Source organism: Leptothoe sp. ISB3NOV94-8A, from assembly GCF_043421595.1.
In the GTDB taxonomy this organism is placed as follows: Bacteria; Cyanobacteriota; Cyanobacteriia; order Phormidesmidales; family Phormidesmidaceae; genus Leptothoe; species Leptothoe turfae.
The window spans coordinates 1,201,361-1,228,351 of the sequence record NZ_JAXSQW010000001.1 but is presented as its reverse complement, the minus strand read 5'-3'; the positions used below and the strand labels follow the sequence as shown (position 1 = coordinate 1,228,351).

The following is a 26,991-nucleotide window of genomic DNA, read 5'->3' as shown; positions in this document are numbered from 1 at the left end:
CACCAGAGCCAACACTAAGAAAACCGTCGAATCCAGATTTGCTATCCTATTTCTATGTCAATCTCAATGAGTAGTCTGACGGAGAAACCCCATGCAAATCATGATCAATCTACCGCCAGATCTCGAACAAGATCTAGTCCGACAAGCAGCAGAATCAAATATTCCGCTCCAGACCTTCATTCTCCAAGGCTTACGGCAGATAACCCAAGCATCAACTGTGTCGATGCCTCAATGGCCAGACACAATCCTATCCTTTAGTGGAGTCCCCGATTTTCCTGCCTTCGAATCCTACCGAAGTGAACTGCTTCCACCTCGCGAGTCAGAGCTATTCTGATGCAATACTTACTCGATACTTGCGTTATCAGCGATTTCATAAAAGGTGAGCCCGGTACTCAAACTCGCCTAAAGCAAACAGCCCCTACCGATATAGCCGTTTCAGTGATTACCGTTATGGAATTGCGTTATGGCCTGCTAAACAATCCTCAGCGTGCCCAGAAAATAGAACCAACAATTGTTACGTTGCTCGATTCTATAACTATTCTCCCTATGGGGATTGAAGAAGCTGAAGAAGCTGCCCAAATTCGAGCACGTCTTAAAGAGCAGGGTCAACCAATTGGGGCTTACGACATATTAATTGCGGCGACTGCTCTACAGCATAGTCTTCTCATGGTCACGGCAAATCAACGGGAGTTCGATCGAGTTCCTGGGCTACAGACAGAAAACTGGCAACAGCCCTAATCGTTTGTAATCTGAACAAATTCAAGAATTCACTACGCTAACGTGTCAGTCTACATTGCTATACTGCACGTATCATTTCGTCGGGGCTTCCTTGATGCCCAAATGGTTCAACACAGCTGGCCCTTGCCAGCCTGAAATCCATTACATGTTACCGCCCACTGCACGGTTCCCAGGCATCGAGCGCATTATCGCTCAACGCGGCTACTTCGTCGTCCATGCCCCCCGCCAAACCGGTAAAACCACCGCCATGTTGGCCCTGGCCCAAGAACTAACCACCAGCGATCGCTACACCGCCATCATGGTCTCCACCGAAGTCGGCCAACCCTTCAGCCACGATCCAGACAAAGCAGTAACTAATATCCTAGAATCCTGGCGACAGGCTGCCAGAGCCTGGTTACCCCCAGACCTACAACCACCTCCATGGCCCCAGGTAGACGGCAACCGCATCGGAGCCGCCCTGGAAGCCTGGTGTCAGGCGTCCCCCAGGCCGTTGGTGGTTTTCATCGACGAAATCGACGCCCTTATGGATGATGCCCTCATCAGTGTGTTGCGTCAGCTACGTGATGGCTATCCCCGCCGCCCTAAAAACTTCCCGCACTCCCTGGCACTAATCGGTCTTAGAGATGTACGTGATTATAAAGTCGCCTCAGGTGGTAGTAACCGTTTACAAACAGCCAGTCCCTTCAATATTAAAGTTAAATCATTAACCCTACGAAACTTCAATCAATCAGAAATCCTTCAGCTCTATCAACAGCACACAGAAGAAACCGGACAACAGTTTACGACAGACGCCATACAGGCTGCATATGAATTAACCCAGGGCCAACCCTGGCTAGTCAATGCCTTAGCCAAAGAAATTGTTGAAGAACTTGTTCCCAATCCTGAGCAAATCATTGACGTTGGCCATATCTACGCAGCCAAAGAAATTTTAATTCAACGACAAGACACCCATCTGGATAGTTTGGCTGAACGCCTGCGAGAAGATCGTGTGAGAGCGATTATCGAACCTATTCTGGCAGGGCAATCGTTACCCGTAGTTCCCAATGAAGATTTACAGTATGTGTTAGATCTCGGCCTATGTAGGCTGGCCAATGGCGGTGGCATCGTCATAGCTAATCCCATCTATCGGGAAGTGTTACCACGGGTCCTGGCCAAAGTACCCCAAGCTTCATTACCGATGATTGCTCCATCCTGGCTAAATGACCAGGGAGAGTTAATACCAAATGCCTTACTCAAAGCATTTCTCTCATTTTGGCGACAACATGGTGAACCATTGCTTAAAAGTGCTCCGTATCATGAGATTGCCCCCCACTTAGTTATGATGGCTTTCTTACATCGAGTTGTGAATGGTGGCGGCACTCTGGAACGGGAATATGCTATCGGCACCGACCGGATGGATCTGTGTTTGCGCTATGGCAAAACCATACTGGGAATCGAACTGAGAGTGTGGCGACAAGGACGAACCGATCCACTAAAAGCAGGGTTAGAACAGTTGGATCGCTATCTGGCTGGATTAGGTCTTAATCAGGGTTGGCTAATTATTTTTGACCAGCGTCAGGGATTACGGCCCATCGCTGAACGAACTACAACTGAGGTAGCAGAAACCGAGAGCAAGCGTCAGGTGACGGTGATCCGAGGATAATCATGAACACATCGATCAATACTCCTGACCCCATCAAACGCATCCGTGGTGAAGGGTTTGTCGATTATACAATTACCCGTCGTCTACCCAAGATTCTGTCTACTATTGAAAAACAACTACAGGATCATAGGCAATTAGAAGCTGCCCAAAGACTGCTTCAGTCTGTTATGGAAGGCAGCCCCATTGATACAAAAATCTTCTCTTGCCCCACAGCTTACTGGGAAAACTATCTTGATCACCTAAGCAGGTTAACCTGGAACAATCTAGCGTTTTTTGATTTAGAATTTCTCTTCTATCACGGATTAAACTCCATCGCGGGCTATTTTGATAATGGTGTAGATGTCTTTTGGCCCACTCGTCAAAGGGCACTAGCCGAAGCAATTCCAGCCCTTGACTCCGGTTTAGAAAAAATTTTACAGCTATCTGACACAGATTTACTAAAGGCAACCATTCGTTGTTCATTGTTTGCTAATGAAGCAGACTACAGTCAACTCATCACCTCACGAAGTGATTCTAATTTATGGAATGATCGTGTGTTACTTGACGAAAGCGACGAGTTTATCTCTTGTTTAGAGCAGCATCCTGTTAAAGGAGACATTCATATAATCGCTGATAATGCTGGGCATGAGCTCTGTTGGGATCTGGTCATGGTCGATGCATTACTCAGATCATTCAACAATATTCGGGTGATCATTCATGTGAAACCATGGCCCATGTTTGTTTCCGATGCGCTCTCCATTGATGTAGAGGAAACCCTTAATCGTTTTGTTGATGAGAATCTTTCTGAAGGTATTTGCCTAATGGGACAGCGGCTTAGGTCCGCTATGGACTGTGATCGACTGCTCATCCAGGCTGAAGCAGATTGGGGTGAACCCAGACACTTCAGTGCTTTAAATGACGACCTTAGCAACACCCTGAGTAACTCAACTATTGTTATTTCAAAAGGTGATCTCAACTATCGTCGATTTGTACAAGACCGACAATGGCCAATGGATACCCCCGTTGAAATCGCCACTTACGGAGTTCCCTTCAAAGCTCTGGCGTTGAGAGTACTCAAATCTGATGCGCTAATCGGTATTGATTTATCAATTGCCGAAACAGCCGCCGCAAAATTTGATAATTGGCGCACTCGCGGTCATTTTGCTGTGATCCAATCCCTGGGTTAATGCTGCTTTTGGCAATCTCTTAAACACGTTATCTCCCAGCCTTATAACCAAGCCGCACTAACTGCTCTCCCGCAATTTGATCACACATGGCAATCTCAGCCTCAGACAGCTTCTCTTTCCAATCCCCCACTAAACCGGATCGGACATATTGCCCATCGCCCTTTTGTTGAACCTGGCTAATATCCGCCGCCTTCACAATCTCCTTAACCTGCTGTTCATGCCATGCCAGGTTAGCAAACTGAAAAATCTGCTGTAGACACCTATCTGGGTCTGCCTTCAGCGCCTCATACCGCACCGTATGTACCCGGTTACTTAAACTGGGTCGCTCCCGAATCAGTTCGCCCCACTCCATACATTGCTTCCACTGTCGAATTGCGCCAGCCGTGCCTATCTGCGCCCAGCGTTGCTGCTTCGCCAGGGCATTGTACGACACACATACATCCCGCCCATCTCGAACCACCTCAATAATCCGAGCTTCTGGAAAACGCCATAAGATCTGCTCCCCATAGCGAATGTGCATCGGTGTCTTTTCTAAAACCACCTGCCCCGGCTTGCCATGCTGCTCAAAAAAACGATCGAACATCGCTGCAATTAGCTCTTCTGCTTGTACCAACCCACGGTTAGTTTCTGGCACCTGCAAGCGAATCGCCTTAATCAGTGACCTTAAGTCTCCATAGTCCACCAGCCCATGTAACCCATGACTATCAGGCCGATTAAGAATCTGATGCTCTCGTAAAATTCCCCGCCAAATGTCCGCAGGCTGAAAACCAAACAACAGTGGTTTCAAACCATAGCGCCGTAAAATACCTTTCCAAGACTGTAACCGTTTCTTCCACTTCCACGTTGGCATCTCCACAAACGGCTCATACACCAGCCGATAAACATGGGTTTCCCTGGGTACCGCTAAAACATCTGGATGCCCTGCAATCAACGATGTCACCCACGACGTCCCAGAACGTGGACAGCCCACGATAAACAGCTTGGGGTAGGGGGTTAATTGACCCATATCAACACTTTCACCGACCTCTTGTGTATGCATAACTCAATAAAAATAAGGTTAGCAAGTGGCTGGCAGACAGACTCTTCTTAACGAATGAGCCCTAAATCCTAAATCCCTCTGTCTAAAAGACCATGACCTTAAGGGCGGTTCTTCTTGTTCCCTTAAGAAAATGGAGCCGGAGAATGGGGCAGGCTCTGTCCTATGCTGACGTCCGTACATTCATCAGTATACATGGCTTGGGTAGATGGAACCGGATGAAGCAACTTGGCAAACTGGATGGCACATTGGGCCAGAGTACGGTTTTGATAATGGGTATAGGCATTATCTGCAATTGCCTGCAGCGTCGATGGTTGGGCAAACGCTTGTAGCGACGATGTCACTAAATAATGATGGTTGGCCACAATCTCATCTTGAGGCTTTAAACCATAGCCATTACAAATCGGCAACAGCCCATGGGAGCAATAGGCTGCATATACTGTGGATTTCGCTAGGTTTTGAGGAAATCGTCGATAGTCAAAGATTCCTGCTAAGGACTCAGCCAGTAGCTGGTTCACCTCAGCCGCTGGTAAGAAACCAGTTCTGACTACATTTACATCCAATCCTTGATCGTCCCACTCAACCGGACGACCCACATCATAAAGGGTGTCGATATTCAATGTGTGACAAATATGATTGAGTGTCTCCGTATTGTTACGGTAAACGCGGGTGCGATCGCTACTGCCAAACACCACCAACGAATGCTTACGTGCAGCAAGCGGCTTCACCTGCCCTAATTCTCCAATTGTTGAAAAGTTAGGCACACAGTGCACTGGCAACTCCGTCCATCGCGCCAGTGTCTGCTGAAATGCCACATTGTTGGTCACCACCACATCAGCTACTTGAGCCAGCCCACGGGATACCCGTCGCTGCACAAAATTTGGACAGCGAATCTGCTTATAGCGCAACGTCGGTAACTCATGAAACATCACCACAATCCGCACCCCCCTTTGCTTCAGCACCTTCAGTGCATCCACTAACCACATCGGCACATCTAGTTTTCCCCGCAGATAGGGATAATTACTGTATTGAAGAAAAATAGTTGATATATTTTCTGGCACACGGTTCAGTAGCCCTTGCACCGTATGGTTTTCGAGTCGATGTACAGGGAACTGATCTACTTGGGGCCGCAGTTTCGGGTTGGGTCTGAATACTAAAAAGTCAGACAGGATTTGGTGGTGATTATATAGCTGGTGGGCCAGCTGTAACGCATAGTCACCGACACCATCCACATCGGGGAAGATGCGAGGCACTATTTGTAGAATTCGAGTTGGTTGAGCAGTCATAAGTGTGTAAGGAGTGTGATATTAGGAATTAATGTGTGAATGAATTCGTATAGAGAAACTGTTCCTTAGGTTGTCCCCCCCACCGTGTATACACATCTCGGAAGTGAGCTCAAAATCCTGCATTACCCCCCTTAATCCCCCCTTACCAAGGGGGGAAACTCCAGTTCTCCCCCTTACCAAGGGGGAGTTAGAGGGGGTGAGGCAACCGAAAATGCTAGTTTTCAGTACTTGTGTGTACACCGTAGCCTTACGACGGGGAACCAGATATCGCCAAGCCTTTGATATAGGTATGCAATTTACCCACATCGCCCTTACTCCAACTTCGACAGATAATCTCTCACCGGCTTCACCAACAGTGGTGTCGCCTGCTGATTAAACAAATTCCCAAAGAATCCCGGAATCTTTGTCACCTCCACACCATCCTTTGCGACCACCTGCCACCCCAGCTCACGGCCAAAATACCAATCTAAAATCTGGATCTCTGCTCGGAACAACCTCACTCGTCCTGCATAGGGCTGGGGCACATAGCGTTCTGCCGCTAGCTCATTAGCCTCTTGCGCTCGAGCATAGCGATATTCGTAGGGAGTTTTGGGCTGCTCGGAATTAGAAGCTTTAGTAACAGGGGAGCTATCTTCAGAATTCACTAAGTTAGAAGAATCCTGACTCGTTTCAAAGTCTCCCAGCATTGGAGGGGTAGGGGGGCCTGCAACCGACCTTAGCTTTTGCCAAATCTTCCCTGGCAACGAGGCTAGTTTCTCCCATCCCCCGTGGTAGTAATAATTCTTTCGTACCCAAAAAACACCTAATTGCAAACGGCTTTGCAGCTTCATTAGCGCTGTTTCAGGTAACTCCCCTGGTCGATAGGAATCAATCAGCACAACGCTAGCAACATCCTCGCCATCGGCCTGTAACTGTTGGGCAATCTCAAAGGCGACTGCTCCTCCCAAGCAGTGTCCACCCACCAAGTACGGACCTTTTGGCTGCACCATGCGCATTTCGTTGACGCAATCTGTTGCTAATGCCTCAACGGTGGTATGGGTCACCTCACTACCATCAAGATCAGGTCGTTGCAAAGCATAGAATGGTCGGTCAGTTCCCAATAAATAAGAGAATCTGGCCCAGGTGAGAGCATCTGCTGAGCCGCCATGGAAGAACAAGGGTGTCTGAGCACCGCTAGTTTGAATTGGTACCAGGCTGGACCATTGAGAAACCGGCTGGTCTTGACTGAGCAGTGCTGCAAACTGACGCACGTTAGGAGCCTGAAACAAGGTTGCTAGCGGTAGCGCACAATCCAACTTTTGTTGCATCTCGTTAAATAGCTGCACTGCTAACAGCGAATTACCCCCCATATTAAAAAAGCTGTCTTCCACACTGAGAGAATTCACCCCTAAAACAGATTTCCAAATTTGAGTGAGCTTTAGTTCTAACGGATTGCTTGGTGCAAAGAAACTGCCTTCTAACTGATCCCGACTGAGATTAACTGCAGAGTCTTCTACAGACTTAAGAGATTGCTCTACCACTAACAGGTCCTGTGATGGCACGATTTCACCAACAGACTGTTCCGGATGCTCAACAATGGCCAATAAAGCCTGCTCGAACTGCTTTAACAGGATAGGTAGCGCCTGCCTATAGGGTTCATCTGCCTGCAGCATTACCGTCAGTGCATCCCCCGGTTTCACAATTACGGTCAGCCCATAGGTGCTCACCAATCCGGACTGCATCTTCTCCACCTGCAAACTACGGGCTACTGCTGTCTGCATTGGGTAGTTTTCAATCACCAACAGACTGTCAAACAAACGCCCCACAGTCTCACTCCAGTTCTGAATTTGGTCCAGCGAGGCATAGGCATAGCGACTGGTCATCGCCTGTTGCGACTGAAGCGTCTGTAACCAGTCAAGTACGGTTTGTTCAGCCACAATCCTGACACGCACTGGCAAGACATTGATCAGCATCCCCACAATGGATTCCACGCCATCTAAATCTGCTTGACGACCAGAGACCGTTGCACCAAATACAACATCAGAATTGCTACTGTAGCCATGGAGAATTAAGGCCCAAATGCCTTGTATTAGGGTATTGAGGGTAAGACGGTACGATCGCAAAACTTCCTGCATCTTTGCAGTCACCTCAGGAGAAAAAGTAATGCGTGGGAGGACGTTTTGAGTTTTGAGCTTTTCTTCTCCTTTCAAAACTGGTAAACCCATCGGTTCCCCATAGCCTTCTAATGCCTCGCGCCAAAACTCTGCTGCTGCCGCTTCATCTTGTTGTTTCAGCCAACGTACATAATTTTGATAACTGGGAACAGCTCCTAAAACTGGCGACTGCCCCGCTAGCAATGTCTCATAGGCATCAAATACCTGATTAAATACCAGCGCCCCAGACCAGCCATCCAGCATCAGGTGATGACAGCTCCACACCAGTTCATAGTCTGTGTCACTCAGGCGAACTAAGGCAAGGCGAGAGATGGGAGCTTGATTGAGGTTAAAGCTTAGCTGCCGATCCGTCACCAGAAAATCGGCCAACGCTGCCTGCTGATCTTCATGACCACGCCAGTCTAGCTGTGTCCAGGGAATAGAAGCCTGACGCGCTACCACCTGTAGCGGCTGCTTCACGCCTTCCCAATAGACCGACGTTCTCAATGCTAGATGACGACCTACGACGAAGTCCCAGGCTTGCTGCAACAGGGTGACATTCACATCGCCACGCAACGTGCAGCGCATATGGATTAATCCATCCTGGATAGAAGTCTGCAGACTATGCCACAGAAATGCTTGCTGTAGGGGAGTTAAAGGATAAATTGTTTCAATATTCTTCTTATCCATCGTTATACCTCCCCAGTAAGTTGGCCAATAAAGTCGTCTAGTTCGGTCTGATTAAATTCCGCGTCAGGAAAGTCGGATGGTGTAAAACCGCCGATGTCTGTGTCAGAGCATTGGACAATAAGAGATTTCAGAGCACTACGGTATTGATTAGCTAGGGTTTCCAAGGTGTCTGGTCGATGAATCTTGGTGTCATAACGCCAGTTGACCTGCAGTTGTCCGTTGGCGACCCAGGCATTGATCTCCAGTAGATAGCCACGCCTGTTTCGTGGATCCCTCAGCGTGCCAACATCAATATCCTGGATTACCTGTAAACCTGCAGATGAGAGATCTTGCTGACCTAAATAGTTAAACAAGACTTCGGAGTCAGATGCTTGAGCCAATTTCTGTCGTATCGTCTCATTTCCTAAATGGCGCAACATTCCATAGCCAATACCCCGATCAGGAATCTGCCGCAGTTGCTCCTTGACTGATTTAAGGGACTCCCTACAGTCTTTAGTATTTCTCACCTGTAGATTGACTGGATAGGTAGTCGTGAACCAGCCTACGGTTCGCGATACGTCGATCTCAGGGGTCATCTGTTCTCGACCATGGGCTTCTACTTCCACCCGGACAGTACCTGATGTTGTGCCCACCCACTGCAACAACGTCTGCGCCAACGCAGTCAGCAATGCATCATTGATTTGGGTGTTGTAAACAGCAGGAACAGTTTGGAGTAATGTCTGGGTATCTTCTTCACTCAGGGAAACCGAAACTGTCTGCGTTGTTCCTTCTATAGATAATGTTGTGTCATCATAATCACGCCGCAATTGGATGGGAGACTCTTCCACCTGGGTTAACCAAAAGTCAGCTTTGGCTTGTTGTGTAGCCGCCCTCAGTGTTTCAGACCAGGTCTTGAACGAAGTTGTCTTCTCAGGTAGTTGTGCAGTCCCACCTAGCAGTGTCGATAAGTCACCCAGAAGAATCTGCCAGGAAACAGCATCGACTACCAGATGGTGCAAGCTAAGCAGTAGCCAGTCCGGTTGGGTTGTATCGCGCATGAACAGAGCTGTCCGCATGAGGCCACCTGCGGCTAAATTCACATCTTTGTGCAGCTTAGTGCCGTGATCAGCAATCGCCTGAACTTGCTCAGATTCACTCAAGTGTGTGAGATCTATTTGAACTAGCTGTGGTGGGCTGCTGGCATCAGCGTTGATTTGTTGGTTAGGGAAGGTCAGCCTAAGGGCATCATGGTGGGTCCAGAGGGTTGCGATCGCACCCTCCACCATCTCACTATTCACCCCGTCAGGCACCTCCACCAACATTGCCTGATGCCAGTGGTGTGCAGATTCCATCTCCTGCTCAAAGAACCACTGCTGAATCGGAGTCAGGGGTACTTCTCCAGTCACCACGTCCTGGGTGGCAGCCACTTCAGGGGTAATATTTACGACTGCCGCTAATTCCGCTATCGTTGGCTGTTCAAACAGCTGGTTAGGCGCTAGCCGTAGTCCAGCCTCTCGTGCCCTAGAAACAATTTGAATGCTCAGGATCGAATCTCCACCCAGTTCAAAAAAGTTGTCGTGGATGCCAATGGCGCTGAGCCTCAGCAGATCTTGCCAAATTTGAGCTAGGGTTTCTTCAATGGCATTGCGCGGAGTCTCACCTGCATTAGAGGTAGCTATCTTTGGTTCAGGCAAGGCGTTAAGATCAACCTTACCATTGGCAGTACGCGGTAGGATCTCTAAAGGAACAATGGCCGCAGGCACCATGTAATTGGGCAGTTTAGATTTGAGGAAATCCTTTAATGCAGAAGGATTTAGAGAATCTCCATTCGTTTTAGGCACCACATAGGCAACTAGCCGTTGGGGAGAATGAGACAGCTGTTGTGCTAACGCCACTCGCTGACTTGGCGAGAGCTTCATCACCCGTTGACGTAGTTCCCCATAGTTATCTTTTGTCATGATGCACCTCCTCCCCGCTGGTTGCTAACAGCTAAGAAATCGCGTTCTGCCCGTTGAGAATCCAATAAAGACTCAACAACCCGAGCGGCGCGGTGGCCATAGCGATGACAGCACTCACCCATGCGCTCGGCCTGTTTTTTATAGGACTGATCACTCAGCAAGGTCTGAATATACTGGCGTATTTTCGCTGATTGATCCTGAACAATATCGCCAGCAATCCCCAGACCGTGGTAAGCCACACGAGCTGCATCCCCATCTTGATCAAAATGCTTGAGGGAATAAACCAACATCGGCACACCAAAGTACAGACACTCATTAATGCTATTAATGCCGCCATTATTGATGACACAGTCTGCATGCTGAATTATCGTTAACTGAGGTACCCAGTTAAAGGCATAAACATTAGGTGGCAAGTTTGGTAGTTTACAAGAACTCAACTTTCCCCCCAAGCCCAACACCAAATCCCATTCTGGACAAGCCGAGACGGCCTCTATCAGCTGTTGAAGAAATCGCTGATCGGTCGTTACAAAGGTACTACAGGCACAATATATAAGAGATCTTTCACCAGACGTATGTTTCTCAAAAAGTTGTGAAAGAGCCGTTTCTGTTGCTGACTCAACCCTTGGCTCCTGACGGTTTTCTAAAACCATAGGACCAACATAATTCATAGAGGAATGAGGGTCATGGGGAAAGTCCAGTTCCAGCGCATTAAAACAGAGAATGGGTAGTGAGCCGTGGGGATACGGTACTAACCACTGATCGCGTTGATTACGCCAGGGATAGCCGATCTGTCGTGCATAGCAGCGCAGTATCGAGACTCGATCAATGCCCATGCGCCGCCAGCGCTCTCGCTGGAATTCCCACCATTTTCTCCAGCTATAGCGCCACCAACTCCACTCAATGGAGATTCGCTGTCCTGACAGTCCTTTACCTGGCACAATACTAGTATGAATGGGCGGTAGATTAGGACGCTTCCAAATAGAGAGAAACTGACATAGCAACGCAACCGAAAACTGACCAGTGACAGCCGCCATGATGTGAGGATGCATCTCCATATCAATTAACAGCAAGTCTGGAGCCAGCTCGCGTATAGTCTCGACAAAGTTCTGCACACCGAGGGCATCAACTGCTCGCTGCTGTCGTTCTCGCAGTGTTCGCCACTTTCGCCAGCGACCCATTGACGGCTCACCTGCTTGAATTACCCAGGGATCGAGCTGCACGTAGGGAATACCCTGGGCGGTAACCGACTCCCGTAGCTTAGCCGGGCTCGCATAGGTGACTCGATGTCCAGCCTGTTCCAGCTGTTTCACCAATGCAAAACTGGCATTAAGAATGCCGATCAGTCCTCCAGTCATACAAACAATATGGGCCATTGTCACCCTCCCTCCATTGAGTTCTTCTGTGCAATCACACACAGATCCTCAATGGGCATGTTGTGGGTAAATGGAACAGCAGCCCAAGGATTCAGCAAATCCAAGCGTTTGATGTTTTTAAACTGATTAACTCTCTCTAGCTGATACTTAAGACCCTCATAGTCATAGCTCCACCGATGGACTTGACCCGGTTCTTCGACTGGCGCATATCCAAATTGGTGAGCATGGAATGAAAAAATAAAGCTTGGCGGTGCATCTTTTGGAATTCTGCGCTGAGCGTATTTCACAAAATAATCCATGTGACGATAGTTTGTGAAATACCCATTGATATGGATTCGTAAGTCTGGGACTGTGATTAATAGATAGCCATCTGGCTTCAGAATACTAGAACAGAACTTTAGAAGGTCTATCCCCTCCTCAAAGCTAAAATGTTCAAAAACATGCTGCATTCTAACTAAATCAAACTGCCCCAATTTCGCACGATCGACCTCTCCTAGCTGGCTGATATTGGCCTGATAATATCTTTCAGCACGGTCAGGAGATAGGCCATCAGCTGAGCCCAAATCCAAGCACATAAACCCCTCTTCAAACCGGCGGCTACCCATATCTAGCCAGCGGGTTCGACCTTCCTTTAATAGCCTTTGCTTTAGGGCACTGTCGCGTCGAAGCTTGAGCTTCTTTAAAGCCCTAACGAGAGTGTATTTTAACCATGATTCCTTCATTAACATGCTAAAAGCCCTCCCCCATTGCGTTGGCTAATAATGTCTCTGTTTTCTCAAGAGGAAGAGAGGCAAGAGCAGAAACTAAACTATCGACATCCGATGGCTGGAATGTGTTGCGAGCAACAACTACGGCTTCCTGAATTGCTTGATGGTCTTGTAGAACATCCTCAATCTCTCCTAGCTCAATCCGATATCCACGAATTTTCACCTGCCGGTCACACCGTCCTAACCATTCCAGGGTGCCGTTGGAACGATATCGGGCCAAATCGCCAGTCTTATACAATCGCCCCCTGTAGGGTGGGCAATGCCCACCCTTCGGCATCACAAACGACAACGCCGTCTTCTCCGGCTGATTCAAATATCCTTGCGTCACCCCATCACCACCGACATAAATTTCGCCAATGGCCCCAATGGGAACCGGATTCAAATCTTTATCCAGCAGATAAATTTGCGTGTTGGGAATCGCCTTACCAATTGCCACAGGTCCGGGCTCAATCTGCGTCGGAATGCGATACGCTGTACACCACACAGTTATCTCAGTGGGACCATATTCGTTATACAACTCCGTAGCAGGCAGTTTGGCATAGTGATTCTGAACAAGAGTACGCGGACAGGCTTCACCTGCCACAATCACCGTGCGGAGTTTAGCTAGCTGTTGCGGATTAGCGGATTCCAACAACAAAGAATACAGCGTTGGCACACAGAGTGTGTGGGTAATTCGCTGGTGAGCAATCAAATCAGCCAACTGCTGCAAATCTTGCTCTATGCGCTCAGGCGGTAAGACCAGAGTTCCTCCCTGACAAAGCGTCCAAAAGATACCGGCAACAGAACTGTCAAAGGCAATGGATGAGAGCAACAGAAATCGGCCAACGGGTTCTGGGTAAACGTGGGTGCGGGCGGTTGTGGAATGCACCAAATTTTGATGGCTGACCATGACGCCTTTGGGGGTGCCGGTGGAGCCAGAGGTGTAGATGATGTAGGCGATGTCTTGAGGTTGAGGGGCAGGGCCAGCAGGGGAGGCAGAGGGGGATGAGGGGATAGGGGGATAGGGGGATCGTAGGGGCTGGTCTTGTACCTGCCCCTGTGCCTGCCCTTGCACCTTCCCATTCCCATCCAAATAAAGAACAGAAACAGAGGTATGCGGCAGGATAACTGAGCGCTGCGTCAGCAAGAATTTTGGGTTGGTGTCTTCTAGGCAGTATTTCAGCCGTTCAGCCGGATATGCTGGATCAAGGGGTACGTAGGCTGCGCCTGCTTTGAGCACGGCTAGAATACTAATGATTCTGTCTAGAGACGGCTTTAGGCATAGGGCAATTCGATCACCAGGGGTAACGCCTTTTGAGCGAAACAGATTGGCCAGTTGATCGGCCTGTTGATTAAGTTCGCCATAGGTGAGTGTTTGCTCTTTAAACACAACTGCTAGAGCGTCTGGTGTTTGCTGTACCTGGGCTTCAATCAGTTGGTGAATAGTTAAGTTACGGAGATAGTCGATCGTCTCCCAGGTGGTTAGCTGCTGCTGTTCTGCTGGTGTGAGACGGGGCAGATCAGCGAGTTTGCTTTGAGGCTGTTCGATAAAGGCAGTCAGCAACAGTTCTAAATGGGTGTGTAGGTGTGCGACTACACCTTCCTCAAACCTGCCCGAATCAAATAAAAGCAATAGTTCCAGCGATTCACCAGGAACCACCAGCAGCGCCAGCGGATAATTGCTCTGCTCCAAATAGCGCACGTCACTGGTATCAAACCCCAGTTCTGTAACTGCTGCCGCTGGATAGTTTTCAAACACCACAATGCTCTCAAACAGGGGACTGCCCTGGGGCACATCACTCCAGCGTTGGATATCGGTAAGGGCTGTGGTTTCGTACTGTCGCAGGTCGAAAAGCTGTTGCTGTCGCAACCGTAGCCAATCGATGAGAGTTTGGTCAGGCTCAATGCTTATCCGCACAGGTAGGGTATTAATAAACAATCCCACCATGGTTTCCACACCGCTCAGAGCAGCCGGACGACCCGATACCACCGAACCGTAGGTCACTTGGTCCTCACCGCTGTAGTGGTTTAACAGTAATGCCCATGCTCCCTGAACCAGGGTATTCAACGTTAACCGATACTGTCGCGCCAGATTTTTAAGGGCTGTGGTTAAAGACGGTGATAGGGATTGTGTCTGTTGCTGGTAGTGTTGAGATGTGCCAGCAGAACGAGCAGCAGGCAGCGGTGTGGGCTCAACAAAACCCTGAAGCTGTTTTCGCCAGAAAGATTCAGCCTTACTGGGATCCTGTTCTTGCTGCCAGGCAATGTAGTCGCGGTAGGGGCGTGTGGGCTGCAGCTGGGGTACGGTTCCCTGAAGCAACGCGCCGTAGTAGGTCAACATGTCCTGCCAAATGAGGGGCAGTGACCAGCCATCAAATAGCAGGTGGTGAGAACTCCAAACAAACTGATGGACGTTGTCGCGTAGGTGAATTAGGGTGAGGCGCAGCAGTGGAGCCTGGTCTAGGTGAAAGCCTTGGGTGCGATCGCACTCTAAAAACTCATCCAACTTAGCCGTCTGTTCAGCATCCGTTACCCCACGCCAGTTCAATGACCGCCAGGGCAGCTCCACTTGCTCACGAACCACCTGCAACGGCTCATCCAACCCGTCCCACAGAAATGCCGTGCGTAAAACCGGATGCCGTGCCACCGTCTGTTGCCACGCCTGCTGTAGGAGTTCTATCTGGAGATCACCGCTGAGCTTACAGGTGTATTGATTCACATAAACACCAGCCTGGGTGTCGGCCAGGGTGTGAAACAACATACCTAGCTGTACCGGCGAGAGCGTATAGATATCGGCAACATTTTCCATTAACCCTGACCTCCTGCACGATCGGCCTTATTTAACAAAGCTGAAAGCTTATCGAGCTTTTTGCTGTTAAGCTTTGCCAGGGGAAAGTCTGCAGCTGTTACCTTGTTGCCTGGTCCCTCCAGAATTGTTTGGAGATGCTGCATTACACCATCAGCGAGTGCCTGGGCTGTAGAGTCGCCTAGACCGCTATAGCACCAATCAATATGGAGTTGGCCTTCTCTAATAAAGGCGCTGATGTCTAGGGGGTGCGATCTCATCTGTCTTGGACTCCGAGATACCTGTAATGGCTGAGCAAATCGGAACATTGATTTGGGTGGCAATAGCTGCTCTAGAGTCCCAAGATAGTTAAATAAAATCTCAGGCTGAGGCTGTTTAGCAACATCCACATCTTGGAAATAACGCAAAATACCGTGCCCAATACCATTTTGAGGAACCTGTTCTAGAGTCGTTTTTACAGATCTCAGTGTCTCATTAGGATCAGCTTGGGCCGTCAGTGTGACCGGAAAAAGTGATGTAAACCAGCCGACAGTGCGCACCAGGCGCATATTGGAAATGATAGATTCTTCTCGTCCATGACCTTCCAGGGCAACTTGCACCGTAGGTTGCTCAGTGTGTTGTTTGACAGCTAAGGTCAAAGCCGCTAACAACAGTTCCTGAGGACGCGCTCTAGACGTTTGCAGAAAGGTTTGAGTCAGGTCATCACTTAACTGTTGAGAAACAGTGCGAGCAGTAGCTTCGGCCTGAGGAGTACCATCTAACTGAGCAGCGGAGTCAGGCTGAGAGAGCCAATAGTCAATTTCTGATTGAGGTAATGAGATCTCTTTAAGCCCATACGCCCATGCTTTAAAAGAGTTAGTCTTCAATGGCAGTGAAGGTTCTTCACCCTGGCTTATCTGCTGGTAGGCCGTCTCTAAATCTTGAATTAGCGTCAGCCAAGACAAGGCATCTACCGCCAGGTGATGTATGACCAGCCCTAGCTGCTGGCGGTCACCCAGATCAAAGAGAACCGCTCGCACAAGATCTCCTTTGGTTAAGTCAAGCTGGGTCTGAAGTTTGGCAATGGTTTTAGTAATGATTTCTTGAGGATGGGGCTGTGCCGAGACATCTACTTCGATAGTGGCCACATCAGACACAGGTTCACCATAACGTTGCTCCCAGCCTGCATCGGTTTGAGTATAGGTCAGCCGTAAACTATCGTGATGATTTATCACGGCTGTCAGGGCAGATGTCAACACTGGCAGGTCTAATATTTCAGCCACATCCAAAACCACTGTCTGGGTAAACTGCTCTGGCTCTGGCGATTGTTGCTCAAAAAATGCCTGCTGGATGGGAGTGAGAGGTATCAACCCTGTCAAATCTTCTGGGGCCATATGCTCATGCTCAGGGGCCACTACAGCAGACAGCTTTGCCAGGGTGGGATGCTGAAAAATCTGGTTGGGAGATAAGCTAAAACCAGCTTCTGACATCCGGGCAGCAATTTGAATGGCCATAATCGAATCGCCGCCCAGCTCATAAAAGTTGTCGTGGATGCCAATGCGATCCACCTTCAGCACCTGCTGCCATAGCTTGGCTAATGTCTTCTCCACAGCCGTAGCAGGGGCAACAAATTCTGCCTGTAGCTCGGGACGACTGGCTTTTGGATCCGGCAGAGCTGCAAAGCTCACCTTGCCATGCACGGTCAAGGGCATGTGCTCCAGCTGAATAAAATAGGCGGGCACCAAATTGCTGGGCAATCGCTGGGCTAAAAAGCGTCTCAAGTCTGCTGTCGAGGTCTGCCCCACATAATAGGCCGCCAGCTGGGCTTTGTTTATTTGCGCGTCTTCGTAGCCAATCTCCTGAAGAATTCTCTCCACATCGGCCACGTCAATCTCATCATTGAGTTCGTCGATGGCCGCTTCTGGCGTTTTGTGGCCCATACGTACATCCCAGCTGTAGGGCAGAGCGTAGTTATGATAGCCACGCTTCTTAGTATGCAGATGAATGCCCACATTGTTGATCAGACAGTTGGTAGAACGCCCTGTGTCTGACGGACGAATCCACGGTACCTGCTCCTTTAGGAAAGAGAGCATCTCTGCTAGCTCAACATCGCAGTAACGGTAGAAATCAATAATCTCCACCGCTTCAAAAATGTCATCGGTTTGAAATACCGCCACATCCATCAGCTGTGATACGGCATCGTCAGTGCGATGGTAGGCTTTGCGAGCGGCCAGAATGGTCTCGTCAATCTGGTCTACATCAAACTCAGACTGGCCAAACAGTTCCGTAAACCATTCTTCTGTCAGACGGGTTTCAAAAAACTGTCCCCGTGAGAGACCCGTCACAATGCACGGAATCCCCCGCTCGTAAGCCAGCTGCATACTCAGGGTATAAATGGTCTTAAAGCAGCCGTTACACACGTTACAGTGGCGATTCAGGCTATCGACAAAAATGTCGTTCATCGCCGGTGTGGTGCCAAATTGATGCTCCACACCCAGAGTCTTAACAACACGTCGAATGTTATCTTTTGCTTGCTCAGAGATATAGCCGTTATCGAGGGTAAAGGCAAACACCTTGAAGCCCATGGTCACCAGCTGAGCCAGGGCATAGGTGCTGTCCTTACCACCGCTGAGCAGCATCAGACAGTCGTACTCACCCTGTTTGCGCTGACGGGCTCTCTCTAGACGAGACTTGAATTCGTCAATCGACTTGAAGTATTGCTCGGTGCGATCGCGATAGGTTTCATAGGTTTGACAAATATCACAAACACCCTCGTGATCAAAGGTAATGCCAGGATAGTTGGAGGCAATGCCACAGCGAGTGCAATAGGTCACAGGACCAGCCTGTACAGGACCAGCCGACTGAACTAAGCTAACGGCACTAGCACTTACTTCAGGATGGTCCATCAGGGCCGCTTCGATTTCCCCTAGCTCAATGCGGGTACCGTGAATCTTTACCTGACGGTCACCGCGCCCAAGGTACGTTAGCTGTCCATTTTCCTGCCAGCGACCCAAATCGCCCGTGCGATACAGTCTTTGATCACCTCGATAAACAAACCGTTCCGCCGTTAATTCAGATCGATTGAGATACCCCCGCGCCAGACCAGGGCCACCGATAAAGATTTCACCTACGGCTCCCTGGGGCACCAGGTTTAACTGTCCATCCAAAAGATAAATTTCCGACCCTGCCGCTGGTTTACCAATGGAAACAGAGGTGGGCGCATCGGGCTCCATTTCAAATTGATGAATCATACAGCCAACCGTAGCTTCTGTGGGACCGTACTCGTTGTAAATCTCAAGGGGATGGTCACTAGCATTGGCAATGGCACCTGCCAACGATGTTTTCAGATCCTCCCCACCTAAAATCAGCGTCTTCAACCGAGAGCCAATGGCCATGCCCTGCACCAAGGACAGGTGAGAAGGGGTTAGTTTAATCACATCTACTACATTCTCTTGGAAGATCTGCTGCAGCGAAAGATCAATAGCTTCATCCCCTTCAGGATAAATCACCACCTGTCCACCTGAGAGCAGAGGCACATAGATAGAAGTAACCGTTAGATCAAATGTAAAAGGAGAGAACAGGGGAAACGCCAGGGTTCTCCCTCTCACATACTGTTGAATCGCCCAGTTAACGTAGTTGGCTAATCCACGATGTTCAACTTCTACGCCCTTAGGCTTGCCTGTAGACCCTGACGTGTAGAGCAGATAAGCAAGCTGATTAATGCCAGACGGATTATTTAAATTGTTGTTTGGCTGCGACGTTAAATCTAATGTGTCCAACTGGATATTCACGGCATGACTGTTCAGGTGCACCGTAAACTCAGACTGGGTCAGCACCCAACGTACCTGGGTGTCTCTCAGAATATGGGCAATGCGCTCATTGGGGTGGCTGGGATCAATGGGCACATAGGCTCCTCCGGCTTTAAGCACTCCCCAGATAGACACCAGCATCTCAACAGAACGGCGCAGACAGATGCCAACGGGCATCTCGGGCATCACACCCTGCTGTCGAAGATAGTGGGCCAGCTGATTGGCTCGAGCATTCAGCTGACTATAGGTCAAAGTTTCATCGTTACAAGAGATTGCAACAGCATCTGGGGTTCTCTCCACCTGTTTTTCAAACTGTTGCACTACGGTTTGAGTAACGTCAATGCGATCGCACTTCCCCAGATCTACAAGGTGAGTCTTTTCCGACCCATTAACAATCTCCACCTCAGCAATGGGTTGGTTAAGATCAGCCAACACCGCATCCACCAATGCCAGAAAATGGCCTGTGGCCCGTTCCTGTAGTTCTGGCTCAAACAAGTCACAATTAAAGTCGAAATGTAGCTGCAGACTGCCCCGATCATCAAAATCATGCACCTGTAGCCGTAAATGATGTCGTGGATCGCCAGCCCCTGGATGAATCCATTCTGAAGACACTGGACGACCATCAAAATCCGACAGCCTAGCGTGGATAAAATTCAGTACCACATTGACATCACGACTGGGGGCAAACTGGCTAACACCAGGCTGGGCATAGCGCAGCATACCACCGCTAGCATGACTCACTTTACGTAACAGCGATGCAAAGGTTTCCTCTGGTTCAATGTCAGCTTGTAAAGGAAACAGTTCGATAAATACGCCGATAGTCTCTTTCAACAGTGCGGTAGTGCGACCATGGGCAGGGGTGGCAAATGCTACTTGATTGCTGCCGCTAATCCGATGGAGATAGGCCAGCAGAATACCAGCCACCAGGTTAAACAGAGACAGCTGGGGCGTTAACGCCCGTGCATCCGAGTTCATCGCCAGCTGTTTCAATGCAGCCGTTCTTTCTGGGCCTAGTTCCCATGAAACACGGCGGGTGCGAGGGGATACCTGGCTTGCTGATCGATGGTAAAGATCTACTGAGTTCGCCTGCTGTTGTTGCCAGTAGTCAATGGCGCGAGACGAGGGTGATGGCAACGATACATCACTATATGCTGGTAATGCTGGGGCCTCTGACAAATTGCCCGCTATCGAACGATGATAGAAGTCTCCTACTGTTTGGTAAATCAGTTGAACTGACTGAATATCCGTAATCACATGGTGCTGACTGATATACCAGGCATAACAGTTAGAACTGAGACGTATTAGAGCTGTTTCAAAAAGTCTCTCGGATAAATTGAACAGTGTCTGACTACGATTCTCTGCCCAGGTACATGCCTTTACTTGGGGATTCCCTTGATCGCTGAAATCAAACACCGGCACTTCATAATCCAGTTGAGACAATACCCGCTGCTGCGGCACACCGTCCACTTCCTCAATCACCATCCGTAGAGCATCGCTGCGTTCCACCAATGCTTGGAATGCCGCCTGAAAATGAGCAGGCTCAATCTCACCGGATAGCGTAAACAAAAACGCCATGTTGTAAAGCGGTGATTCTGGTGCCAGCTTTTGCCCCAGCCACAGCAGATGCTGGGCCGTTGTCAGATTAGACTGGGCGGCAGTGGATTGAAGTGGCATTGCAACAACGGTCATGATTACAGGCTCCGCTTAGCAAGGTAGGCATCAATGGCCTTGATGGTCCTAAAGTTAGTGATGATGATGTCCGACTGGGGCACATCACAGCCAAACTTATCTTCCACAAAAGCCACCAGCTGCATCACTCCCATGGAGTCAATAATCTCTTCACCGAGGAGATCATCGTCTGCCTCAACCTGCATCCGACCGTTAAGCAGGGTCTGACTAATATATTGTTTAAGAATTTCTTGGTTATCCATCACTGTGAGTCTTGAATTTTGAGTTAAAGTTTGCCCGCCAAGAGAAATCACCTTATTTCTATAACTAAGAACTAAGAACCAATAACTAATAACTAATAACTAATAACTCTCCTCTCCGCCTGTTGTTGCAACGCCCGTCGATCAATTTTGCCAGTGCCCGTTCTAGGGAATGCGGTCGCGATCGCAATCCTCCTCGGCACCGCATACCCCGGCAATCGTTCCCCCACATAATTAAGCAGTTCACCATCACTCAAGGTAGCCTCGGCCTTCAGAATCACCACCGCTTCCACTTGATAGCTACCGGCCTCAGCCGACACCGCATAGGCCGCCGCTTCTTCCACATCAGGGTGTCCCACCAAAACCGCTTCCACCTCATCCAGTTCAATGCGATAGCCCCGAGTTTTAATCTGACGATCTTTCCTGCCAACAAATTGATAGTTACCGTCCGGTAACTGCTGCACTAAGTCTCCTGTGCGATAAAACACAGCCGTCTGATGAGCAATTTCAGTCCGGTAAAAAGCACTCTTATTTAAGTCAGGTCGCTGCCAGTAACCCATCATCATGGTCGGTGTTCGCACCAGCAGTTCACCCACATCGCCTGACATAACTGGATTGTCCATATCATCCACCACAATTTCCTCTGCATTAGCCCAGATTTGCCCAATGGGAGCCACCTCATCAGGCATCGCCTGGCCCTCAGACAAAGGAGGGACATGGTAATAGCTACACTGGTTGATTTCTGCTGGGCCATACACATTACTAAAACGTGCCTGGGGCAAACGTTCCATCAACCCATACATATATTTTGCCGGGTAGGGCTCTCCACCAAACAACACCCAGCGCAGTGAGCTTAAATCTCTCTCTTCTAGCACACCCCGCAACAGTAGCTGGATTAACGCAAACGGTACCGAGTACCAAATGGTTAACGCTTCATCCTGGGCCAACTGCGAAAGACTAGCAGGCATTTTCATATAGGCTTCAGGGATAATCACCGTTGTCGCCCCTACCAACGGCCCGGAGAAGTAGTCCAGGGTAGACATGTCGAAATGAAGTGACGAGTGATTACCCAGACGGTCTTCGTGGGTTAAACCATAGGTATGGGCCGCCATGCGCGCATAGTTTAGACCACTGCGATGGGTATGCATAATTCCTTTAGGAGTGCCCGTAGAACCAGAGGTATACATGATGTAAGCCAGGTCTTGCTCCATGGTGAGCACCGACGGTGGCGTATCGCTGGGTAGAATATCTGACCAGTCACAATGGTCCACAGCCTGTTCCAGGGCAAATGTTTCTGGCAAACCAATGATGTACTGTAGGGGTGCACCGCTGCGTGCCCTAATTCCATGGGCTCTGCTCCCATGCATGCCCACACCATGGGCCTCTCCCACCAGCGTATCTAACAAATCCGGCATCCGCATCCGCTTTGATTTCTGGGTAATCAGGTGACGAATACCGCAATGGTTAATGGCATAGGCTGTACGGGCAACAGGCGCACTCGGATCAAGCGGCACATAGGCAGCACCGGCTTTCCAAATGCCATAGATTGAGATCGCACTCTCCAAACTCTTATGCAAGTAAATCCCTACCCGGTCTCCCCGCTTTACCCCCAGATCAACCAGCTTATGGGCCAACCCATTTGCACGCCGCAACAGTTCGCCATAGGTAAGACTCTCACCATCACAACGAAATGCTTCGCGCTCAGAAAACTGCTCGGCAGAGTGATCTAAAATTTGAGACAACAAATAAATCATATCCACCTCCTACAATCCCAATGAGCGCGCAATAATGTTGCGCTGAATATCCGAGGTGCCCGCATAAATCACCCCGCCAATGGCGTCCCGTAAATCTCGTTCCACCCCATACTCCGTGAGATAGCCATTACCGCCATGGATCCGCACCGCATCTAACCCTGAGGCCACAAAACACTCGCTCAGATAAAGTTTGAGCAATGCCGCCTCAAGCATGGCCGGTTGCCCGCGTTCTTTTAACCAAGCCACCTTATACAGCAACAGCCGCGCCGTCTCCAGCCGCAGTTTCATATCAGCCACTCGATTCGACACAGACTGAAACTTACCAATGGGTTGACCATACTGTTCCCTCGCTTTGGCATACTCAACCGTCTTCTCTAGCTGACGCTCCATGGTGCCTAGCTCGCTGGCCAGGTTAAAACAACGGTCATACTCCAGCGAACTATGGGAGAAACTAAACCCGGCTCCTTCCGGCCCCAGACGATCTTCTTCGGGAACAAAACAGTCTTCAAAGAAAATCTCTCCAAAGGGCACTGTGCGTAGACCCATTTTCTCCTTGACTGGCCCCGTGGAAAAACCCGCCGCTGTCCGCTCCACCAGAAAAGCCGTCACCCCCCACTTGCCTAGACTCGGATCAATGGTGGCAAATACCAGGGCCAAATCACAGATAGGAGCACAGGTAACGAACTTTTTACTGCCGTTGAGCACATAGCCCCCGTCACACTTTTGGGCATGGGTCTTTAGACTATAAACATCTGACCCAGCATTGGGTTCAGATAAGGCATGCACACCGATCCATTCACCTCGACATAGTCGTGGCAAATATCGTTGCTTTTGGTCATCAGTCCCAAACTGCTGCAAAAGAATCTGCACCGTCCACATCTGGGCATTCAGACCCAGGGTAAGGCCATTATCTTCACAGCCATAGCCGAGGGCTTCCATCGCCAGCACTGCTGTCATAATGTCCAGGGCAGGCGATCCACTATAGTCTTCCGGCATACACATGCCTTGAATACCAAACTCAGCACATTTTTTCCAGTTCTCCCAGGAAAATTTGCCATGGTAGTCGCGCTCAACCATGTCACCATTGAGGTTCTTTTGCGCAAACTGAATGACACGATTCTTAAAAGCGAGTTGTTCGTCTGACCAGGAAAAATCCATGACAAATCTTGGGGGCGAGATGTGGGTAGATTACAGGACAAAACTGTAGGGATTTTTGACCTCAGCGGTGGCGCTTTCTAGCTCAACTAAGGTACCGACCTGCAGCTCAGTTGCATAGTCCAGCAGCATATTCATGGCCACCTGATCCTCAAGGGCAAATCCGGTGGAATCAAAAACCGTGGTCTGTTGCTGATGGTGACGATACTGGGCTGGATGCTTGACTACGTTAGATAGCTCAGCTCCAATCTGCTTCAGGTTCTTAAACTGCTGACATTCGCCTTCGCGAATGGCCTGATCTCGAAAATCAGGACACACAAAACTGCGCTCTAAAAGACTTAAGGGTACCTCAAACTTACCAGGAAAATCAGCCCCCACTGCGTTAACGTGCAGCCAGGGTTTCAGATTTTGATCGGGAAAGACCGGTCCATCATTCACATCCACGGATGTTGCTGTGCAGAGGATATCAGCTGCGGCAACAATATCAGCAACGTCTGCCTGGCAAATCTCTAAAGGGTTTAACCCCAAACATGCCACACGCTCAGCAAATGATTGACTCACGGCTGGATCGCTATCGAAAATGAGCACCTTCTTAAGATCAAAGCAGCGAGAGAGACCATGAAGTTGTGTAACGGCTTGGGCTCCTGCACCAATCAGGCCAAGGACTTGACTGTTGGATGAGGCGAGGAGTTGGGTTGCGATCGCAGATGCCGCTCCTGTCCTCAACGCCGTCAGAAATGTACCATCGATCACCGCAGACAAATGCCCCGACGCCGGATCATAGGCAGAAACCGTGGAAAGGACCGTCGGTAGGTTATGCAAGCTCGGATTCTGGGGATGATATCCCACCGCTTTGATCACAATCTGACGATGCTTTTCGAATAGCGGCATCCATTCCACTAAACCCACATGGGGTTGCTCATAGCTGAACCCAGTACGCACGGGCACCACAGTTTTTGCAGGATCGAAGTATTCAAATGCCTGGGTGAGGCGAGTAATCGTCTCATCCATCAGGACATCTAAACCCACATACTCAACAATTCGTCGGGTATCCTCTACCGTGAGTATCAGCGTTTGTAACGGTGACTTAGAAACCACAACGACGTTATCAACCATGCTAGATTGCGCCAAAGAAACCATGGAAAACCTGTTTGCCAACTTACCATCTTAAAAAATGATGCTTCACCCCACTAGCCACCCTAAAACAGACCCTGTAGCACTGGTAAAACTCGAATATTGACATCAAACGCCCGTTCTATAAACCAATAGAGTGACATTACCCCCAGCATCGAAGCTCCTGTTTTCATGACAAAACTGGGATAAAATTGTTGGTTTCGCAACAAATAGAGCACTGGAAAGACTACAGCAATAATCATCAATTGCCCAATTTCCACACCCAGGTTAAATCCAAACAAGGATAGGGCCGCGTTTTGACTGGTCACCCCTAATTCTGCCAGCACATCGGCAAATCCAAATCCATGGAATAACCCAAAGAGAAAAATGATTAACCATGAGCGTCCCCGAAAGATGGGATAAAAAATATCCACCGCAGCTAGACCAATGGACGCCGCAATAATAGACTCCACTATGCGAGAAGGCACCTGTACAATCTGTAATGTAGCCAGGCAGAGCGTAATACTGTGGGCAATCGTAAAGGCCGTAGCAATCTTGATAATGTACACAAACGCAGTTGAAAACTTGCCCACTGGCTGCCACATTGAATCGTCTCGTCGCCTCAACACCGATGGCAGCAATAAAGCAACTAAAAAGAGAACATGGTCAATACCTTCTACGATATGTATTACCCCAAGATGAACGACCGCCGAAAAGCCCTGCCACAGACTACCGGATGTTAGATCTAAAGTCTGAGTCTGCCCCGGTTGTCTAAATATCATTAGCGGCGTAGACTCATTTTGGAAGGTTCCAGTCATCCAGTTTTCTTCCACCAGCAACATATTTGTATGCTGCGGTAATTGCTCTAGAATCACATCGTAGGTAACATCAATAGCCTCAGGCGTAGTCTGAAAACCCTCTAAGGTATACTCAAGCGTCAGAAACTGGGCAAATGTGGTGTTCAGGAATCCATACTCTTGGAATGTAAGGTTACATGCCAGAGGAGAACAGTCAAGGGTTAGATGTTCATCTACATAGGCTCTAATCTGCTCTATGTGAGGTTCAATATCTCCTCTACGAACCTTCTTTTTACTAGCAAGCCCCAGCTCAAGTACCTCATCTAATTCTTTAACGGGCATTTCTACCCGTGTCGAGACAGCATCTTCCCTAATTTGAAAGTAGACATAGCTTTGCCCTAAATTATGTGCTGACGCACTCGGCAATAAAGATGAGCTAACAACACACAACAAACAGGCCAAAGTAGCCAGTAAAACTCTGGCTGCGGTAGATCGCATCAGCTTACCAAGCATGACTCTTGCTAGGTCAAAATGACCTCTCCTTAAAATATCTCGTGAATATGAAAAAACACTGAATTCTGTCTTAAACCTAACTAATTCCCAAACCTCAACTAATCAGAGACCAGTTAATGTCTAGAATCTCCACACAAGTCCCGCTTAGTGCTTCCCCAAGAACTATACATTAGATTTACTGTTCTCAAAACATCATAGATATAGACCGTTATTCCGATAGTCCAACAAATCAAAGATTTTCTATGGATAGTACGGAAAGGTATGAAAACTGGTTTTAAAGCTCACATAAACTTTATTTGAAGTTAACATGAAGACAATGGTGTCACCATACAGTAACTATTCCAACAGTTCAAAACAGTTTTTATGAATATATTGTGAGATTATTCTTGTA

At 48.9% G+C, this 26,991-nt stretch carries 17 protein-coding genes; 4 read left to right on the top strand and 13 right to left on the bottom strand.

What is annotated here, in order from left to right; all coding sequences use genetic code 11:
- The first annotated feature begins 91 nt into the window (after positions 1-91).
- The 4 genes from SPB21_RS05390 to SPB21_RS05375 all read left to right on the top strand — a co-directional run bounded on the left by SPB21_RS05390 (position 92) and on the right by SPB21_RS05375 (position 3,546).
- Positions 92-334 carry a hypothetical protein gene (locus tag SPB21_RS05390; RefSeq protein WP_163702958.1) on the top strand — a complete coding sequence of 81 codons (243 nt, stop codon included), beginning with the start codon at positions 92-94 and terminating at the stop codon, positions 332-334.
- Positions 334-738: a type II toxin-antitoxin system VapC family toxin gene (locus SPB21_RS05385; protein WP_163702957.1), complete on the top strand. Its 405-nt coding sequence runs from the start codon at positions 334-336 to the stop codon at positions 736-738. Before SPB21_RS05390 ends, SPB21_RS05385 begins: the two co-directional genes overlap by 1 nt.
- A gap of 94 nt (positions 739-832) precedes the next feature.
- The gene (locus SPB21_RS05380) at positions 833-2,380 is read left to right on the top strand and encodes an ATP-binding protein (RefSeq protein ID WP_499865847.1); all 1,548 of its coding nucleotides are present in this window, start codon (positions 833-835) and stop codon (positions 2,378-2,380) included.
- 2 nt (positions 2,381-2,382) lie between these two features.
- Positions 2,383-3,546, top strand: a complete 1,164-nt coding sequence (locus SPB21_RS05375) for an ARMT1-like domain-containing protein (protein WP_499865846.1) — start codon at positions 2,383-2,385, stop codon at positions 3,544-3,546.
- Positions 3,547-3,574: 28 nt separating this feature from the next.
- Here the strand turns inward: SPB21_RS05375 and SPB21_RS05370 are convergent, their stop codons facing one another.
- The 13 genes from SPB21_RS05370 to SPB21_RS05310 all read right to left on the bottom strand — a co-directional run bounded on the left by SPB21_RS05370 (position 3,575) and on the right by SPB21_RS05310 (position 26,585).
- Complete coding sequence (locus tag SPB21_RS05370) at positions 3,575-4,585, bottom strand: sulfotransferase family protein (protein ID WP_499865844.1); 1,011 nt, start codon at positions 4,583-4,585, stop codon at positions 3,575-3,577.
- A gap of 122 nt (positions 4,586-4,707) precedes the next feature.
- Positions 4,708-5,868 (bottom strand): hypothetical protein, encoded by a 1,161-nt coding sequence (locus tag SPB21_RS05365; protein WP_499865842.1) that lies wholly within the window; start codon positions 5,866-5,868, stop codon positions 4,708-4,710.
- A gap of 311 nt (positions 5,869-6,179) precedes the next feature.
- On the bottom strand, positions 6,180-8,690 hold the full coding sequence (locus SPB21_RS05360) for an alpha/beta fold hydrolase (RefSeq protein WP_499865841.1): 2,511 nt from the start codon (positions 8,688-8,690) through the stop codon (positions 6,180-6,182).
- 2 nt (positions 8,691-8,692) lie between these two features.
- Positions 8,693-10,627, bottom strand: coding sequence for a condensation domain-containing protein (locus SPB21_RS05355; RefSeq protein WP_499865840.1), 1,935 nt, complete (start codon positions 10,625-10,627; stop codon positions 8,693-8,695).
- On the bottom strand, positions 10,624-12,000 hold the full coding sequence (locus SPB21_RS05350) for a glycosyltransferase (protein WP_499865839.1): 1,377 nt from the start codon (positions 11,998-12,000) through the stop codon (positions 10,624-10,626). Before SPB21_RS05350 ends, SPB21_RS05355 begins: the two co-directional genes overlap by 4 nt.
- A 2-nt stretch (positions 12,001-12,002) precedes the next feature.
- On the bottom strand, positions 12,003-12,728 hold the full coding sequence (locus SPB21_RS05345; RefSeq protein WP_499865837.1) for a methyltransferase domain-containing protein: 726 nt from the start codon (positions 12,726-12,728) through the stop codon (positions 12,003-12,005).
- A gap of 1 nt (position 12,729) precedes the next feature.
- On the bottom strand, positions 12,730-15,555 hold the full coding sequence (locus tag SPB21_RS05340; RefSeq protein ID WP_499865835.1) for a non-ribosomal peptide synthetase: 2,826 nt from the start codon (positions 15,553-15,555) through the stop codon (positions 12,730-12,732).
- Complete coding sequence (locus tag SPB21_RS05335; RefSeq protein WP_499865833.1) at positions 15,555-21,029, bottom strand: amino acid adenylation domain-containing protein; 5,475 nt, start codon at positions 21,027-21,029, stop codon at positions 15,555-15,557. The genes SPB21_RS05340 and SPB21_RS05335 overlap by 1 nt, the downstream gene beginning before the upstream one ends.
- Before the next feature lie 2 nt (positions 21,030-21,031).
- Complete coding sequence (locus SPB21_RS05330) at positions 21,032-21,271, bottom strand: acyl carrier protein (protein WP_023070732.1); 240 nt, start codon at positions 21,269-21,271, stop codon at positions 21,032-21,034.
- A gap of 92 nt (positions 21,272-21,363) precedes the next feature.
- The gene (locus SPB21_RS05325; protein WP_499865831.1) at positions 21,364-23,022 is read right to left on the bottom strand and encodes an amino acid adenylation domain-containing protein; all 1,659 of its coding nucleotides are present in this window, start codon (positions 23,020-23,022) and stop codon (positions 21,364-21,366) included.
- Between the two features lie 9 nt (positions 23,023-23,031).
- Positions 23,032-24,180 (bottom strand): acyl-CoA dehydrogenase family protein, encoded by a 1,149-nt coding sequence (locus SPB21_RS05320; protein ID WP_490793279.1) that lies wholly within the window; start codon positions 24,178-24,180, stop codon positions 23,032-23,034.
- Positions 24,181-24,210: 30 nt separating this feature from the next.
- Positions 24,211-25,317 carry an ornithine cyclodeaminase family protein gene (locus SPB21_RS05315; protein WP_499865830.1) on the bottom strand — a complete coding sequence of 369 codons (1,107 nt, stop codon included), beginning with the start codon at positions 25,315-25,317 and terminating at the stop codon, positions 24,211-24,213.
- A gap of 59 nt (positions 25,318-25,376) precedes the next feature.
- Positions 25,377-26,585, bottom strand: coding sequence for a HupE/UreJ family protein (locus tag SPB21_RS05310; protein WP_499865829.1), 1,209 nt, complete (start codon positions 26,583-26,585; stop codon positions 25,377-25,379).
- Positions 26,586-26,991: the final 406 nt, after the last annotated feature.

What these genes read in the sequence shown, in the direction of transcription:
- SPB21_RS05365 (WP_499865842.1), bottom strand. Translation starts at nt 5,868, where the DNA reads ATGACTGCTCAACCAACTCGAATTCTACAAATAGTGCCTCGCATCTTC.
- SPB21_RS05340 (WP_499865835.1), bottom strand. Translation starts at nt 15,555, where the DNA reads ATGGAAAATGTTGCCGATATCTATACGCTCTCGCCGGTACAGCTAGGT.
- SPB21_RS05320 (WP_490793279.1), bottom strand. Translation starts at nt 24,180, where the DNA reads ATGGATTTTTCCTGGTCAGACGAACAACTCGCTTTTAAGAATCGTGTC.
- SPB21_RS05330 (WP_023070732.1), bottom strand. Translation starts at nt 21,271, where the DNA reads ATGGATAACCAAGAAATTCTTAAACAATATATTAGTCAGACCCTGCTT.
- SPB21_RS05375 (WP_499865846.1), top strand. Translation starts at nt 2,383, where the DNA reads ATGAACACATCGATCAATACTCCTGACCCCATCAAACGCATCCGTGGT.
- SPB21_RS05370 (WP_499865844.1), bottom strand. Translation starts at nt 4,585, where the DNA reads ATGCATACACAAGAGGTCGGTGAAAGTGTTGATATGGGTCAATTAACC.
- SPB21_RS05385 (WP_163702957.1), top strand. Translation starts at nt 334, where the DNA reads ATGCAATACTTACTCGATACTTGCGTTATCAGCGATTTCATAAAAGGT.
- SPB21_RS05380 (WP_499865847.1), top strand. Translation starts at nt 833, where the DNA reads ATGCCCAAATGGTTCAACACAGCTGGCCCTTGCCAGCCTGAAATCCAT.
- SPB21_RS05360 (WP_499865841.1), bottom strand. Translation starts at nt 8,690, where the DNA reads ATGGATAAGAAGAATATTGAAACAATTTATCCTTTAACTCCCCTACAG.
- SPB21_RS05335 (WP_499865833.1), bottom strand. Translation starts at nt 21,029, where the DNA reads ATGACCGTTGTTGCAATGCCACTTCAATCCACTGCCGCCCAGTCTAAT.
- SPB21_RS05345 (WP_499865837.1), bottom strand. Translation starts at nt 12,728, where the DNA reads ATGTTAATGAAGGAATCATGGTTAAAATACACTCTCGTTAGGGCTTTA.
- SPB21_RS05390 (WP_163702958.1), top strand. Translation starts at nt 92, where the DNA reads ATGCAAATCATGATCAATCTACCGCCAGATCTCGAACAAGATCTAGTC.
- SPB21_RS05350 (WP_499865839.1), bottom strand. Translation starts at nt 12,000, where the DNA reads ATGGCCCATATTGTTTGTATGACTGGAGGACTGATCGGCATTCTTAAT.
- SPB21_RS05355 (WP_499865840.1), bottom strand. Translation starts at nt 10,627, where the DNA reads ATGACAAAAGATAACTATGGGGAACTACGTCAACGGGTGATGAAGCTC.
- SPB21_RS05315 (WP_499865830.1), bottom strand. Translation starts at nt 25,317, where the DNA reads ATGGTTTCTTTGGCGCAATCTAGCATGGTTGATAACGTCGTTGTGGTT.
- SPB21_RS05325 (WP_499865831.1), bottom strand. Translation starts at nt 23,022, where the DNA reads ATGATTTATTTGTTGTCTCAAATTTTAGATCACTCTGCCGAGCAGTTT.
- SPB21_RS05310 (WP_499865829.1), bottom strand. Translation starts at nt 26,585, where the DNA reads ATGCGATCTACCGCAGCCAGAGTTTTACTGGCTACTTTGGCCTGTTTG.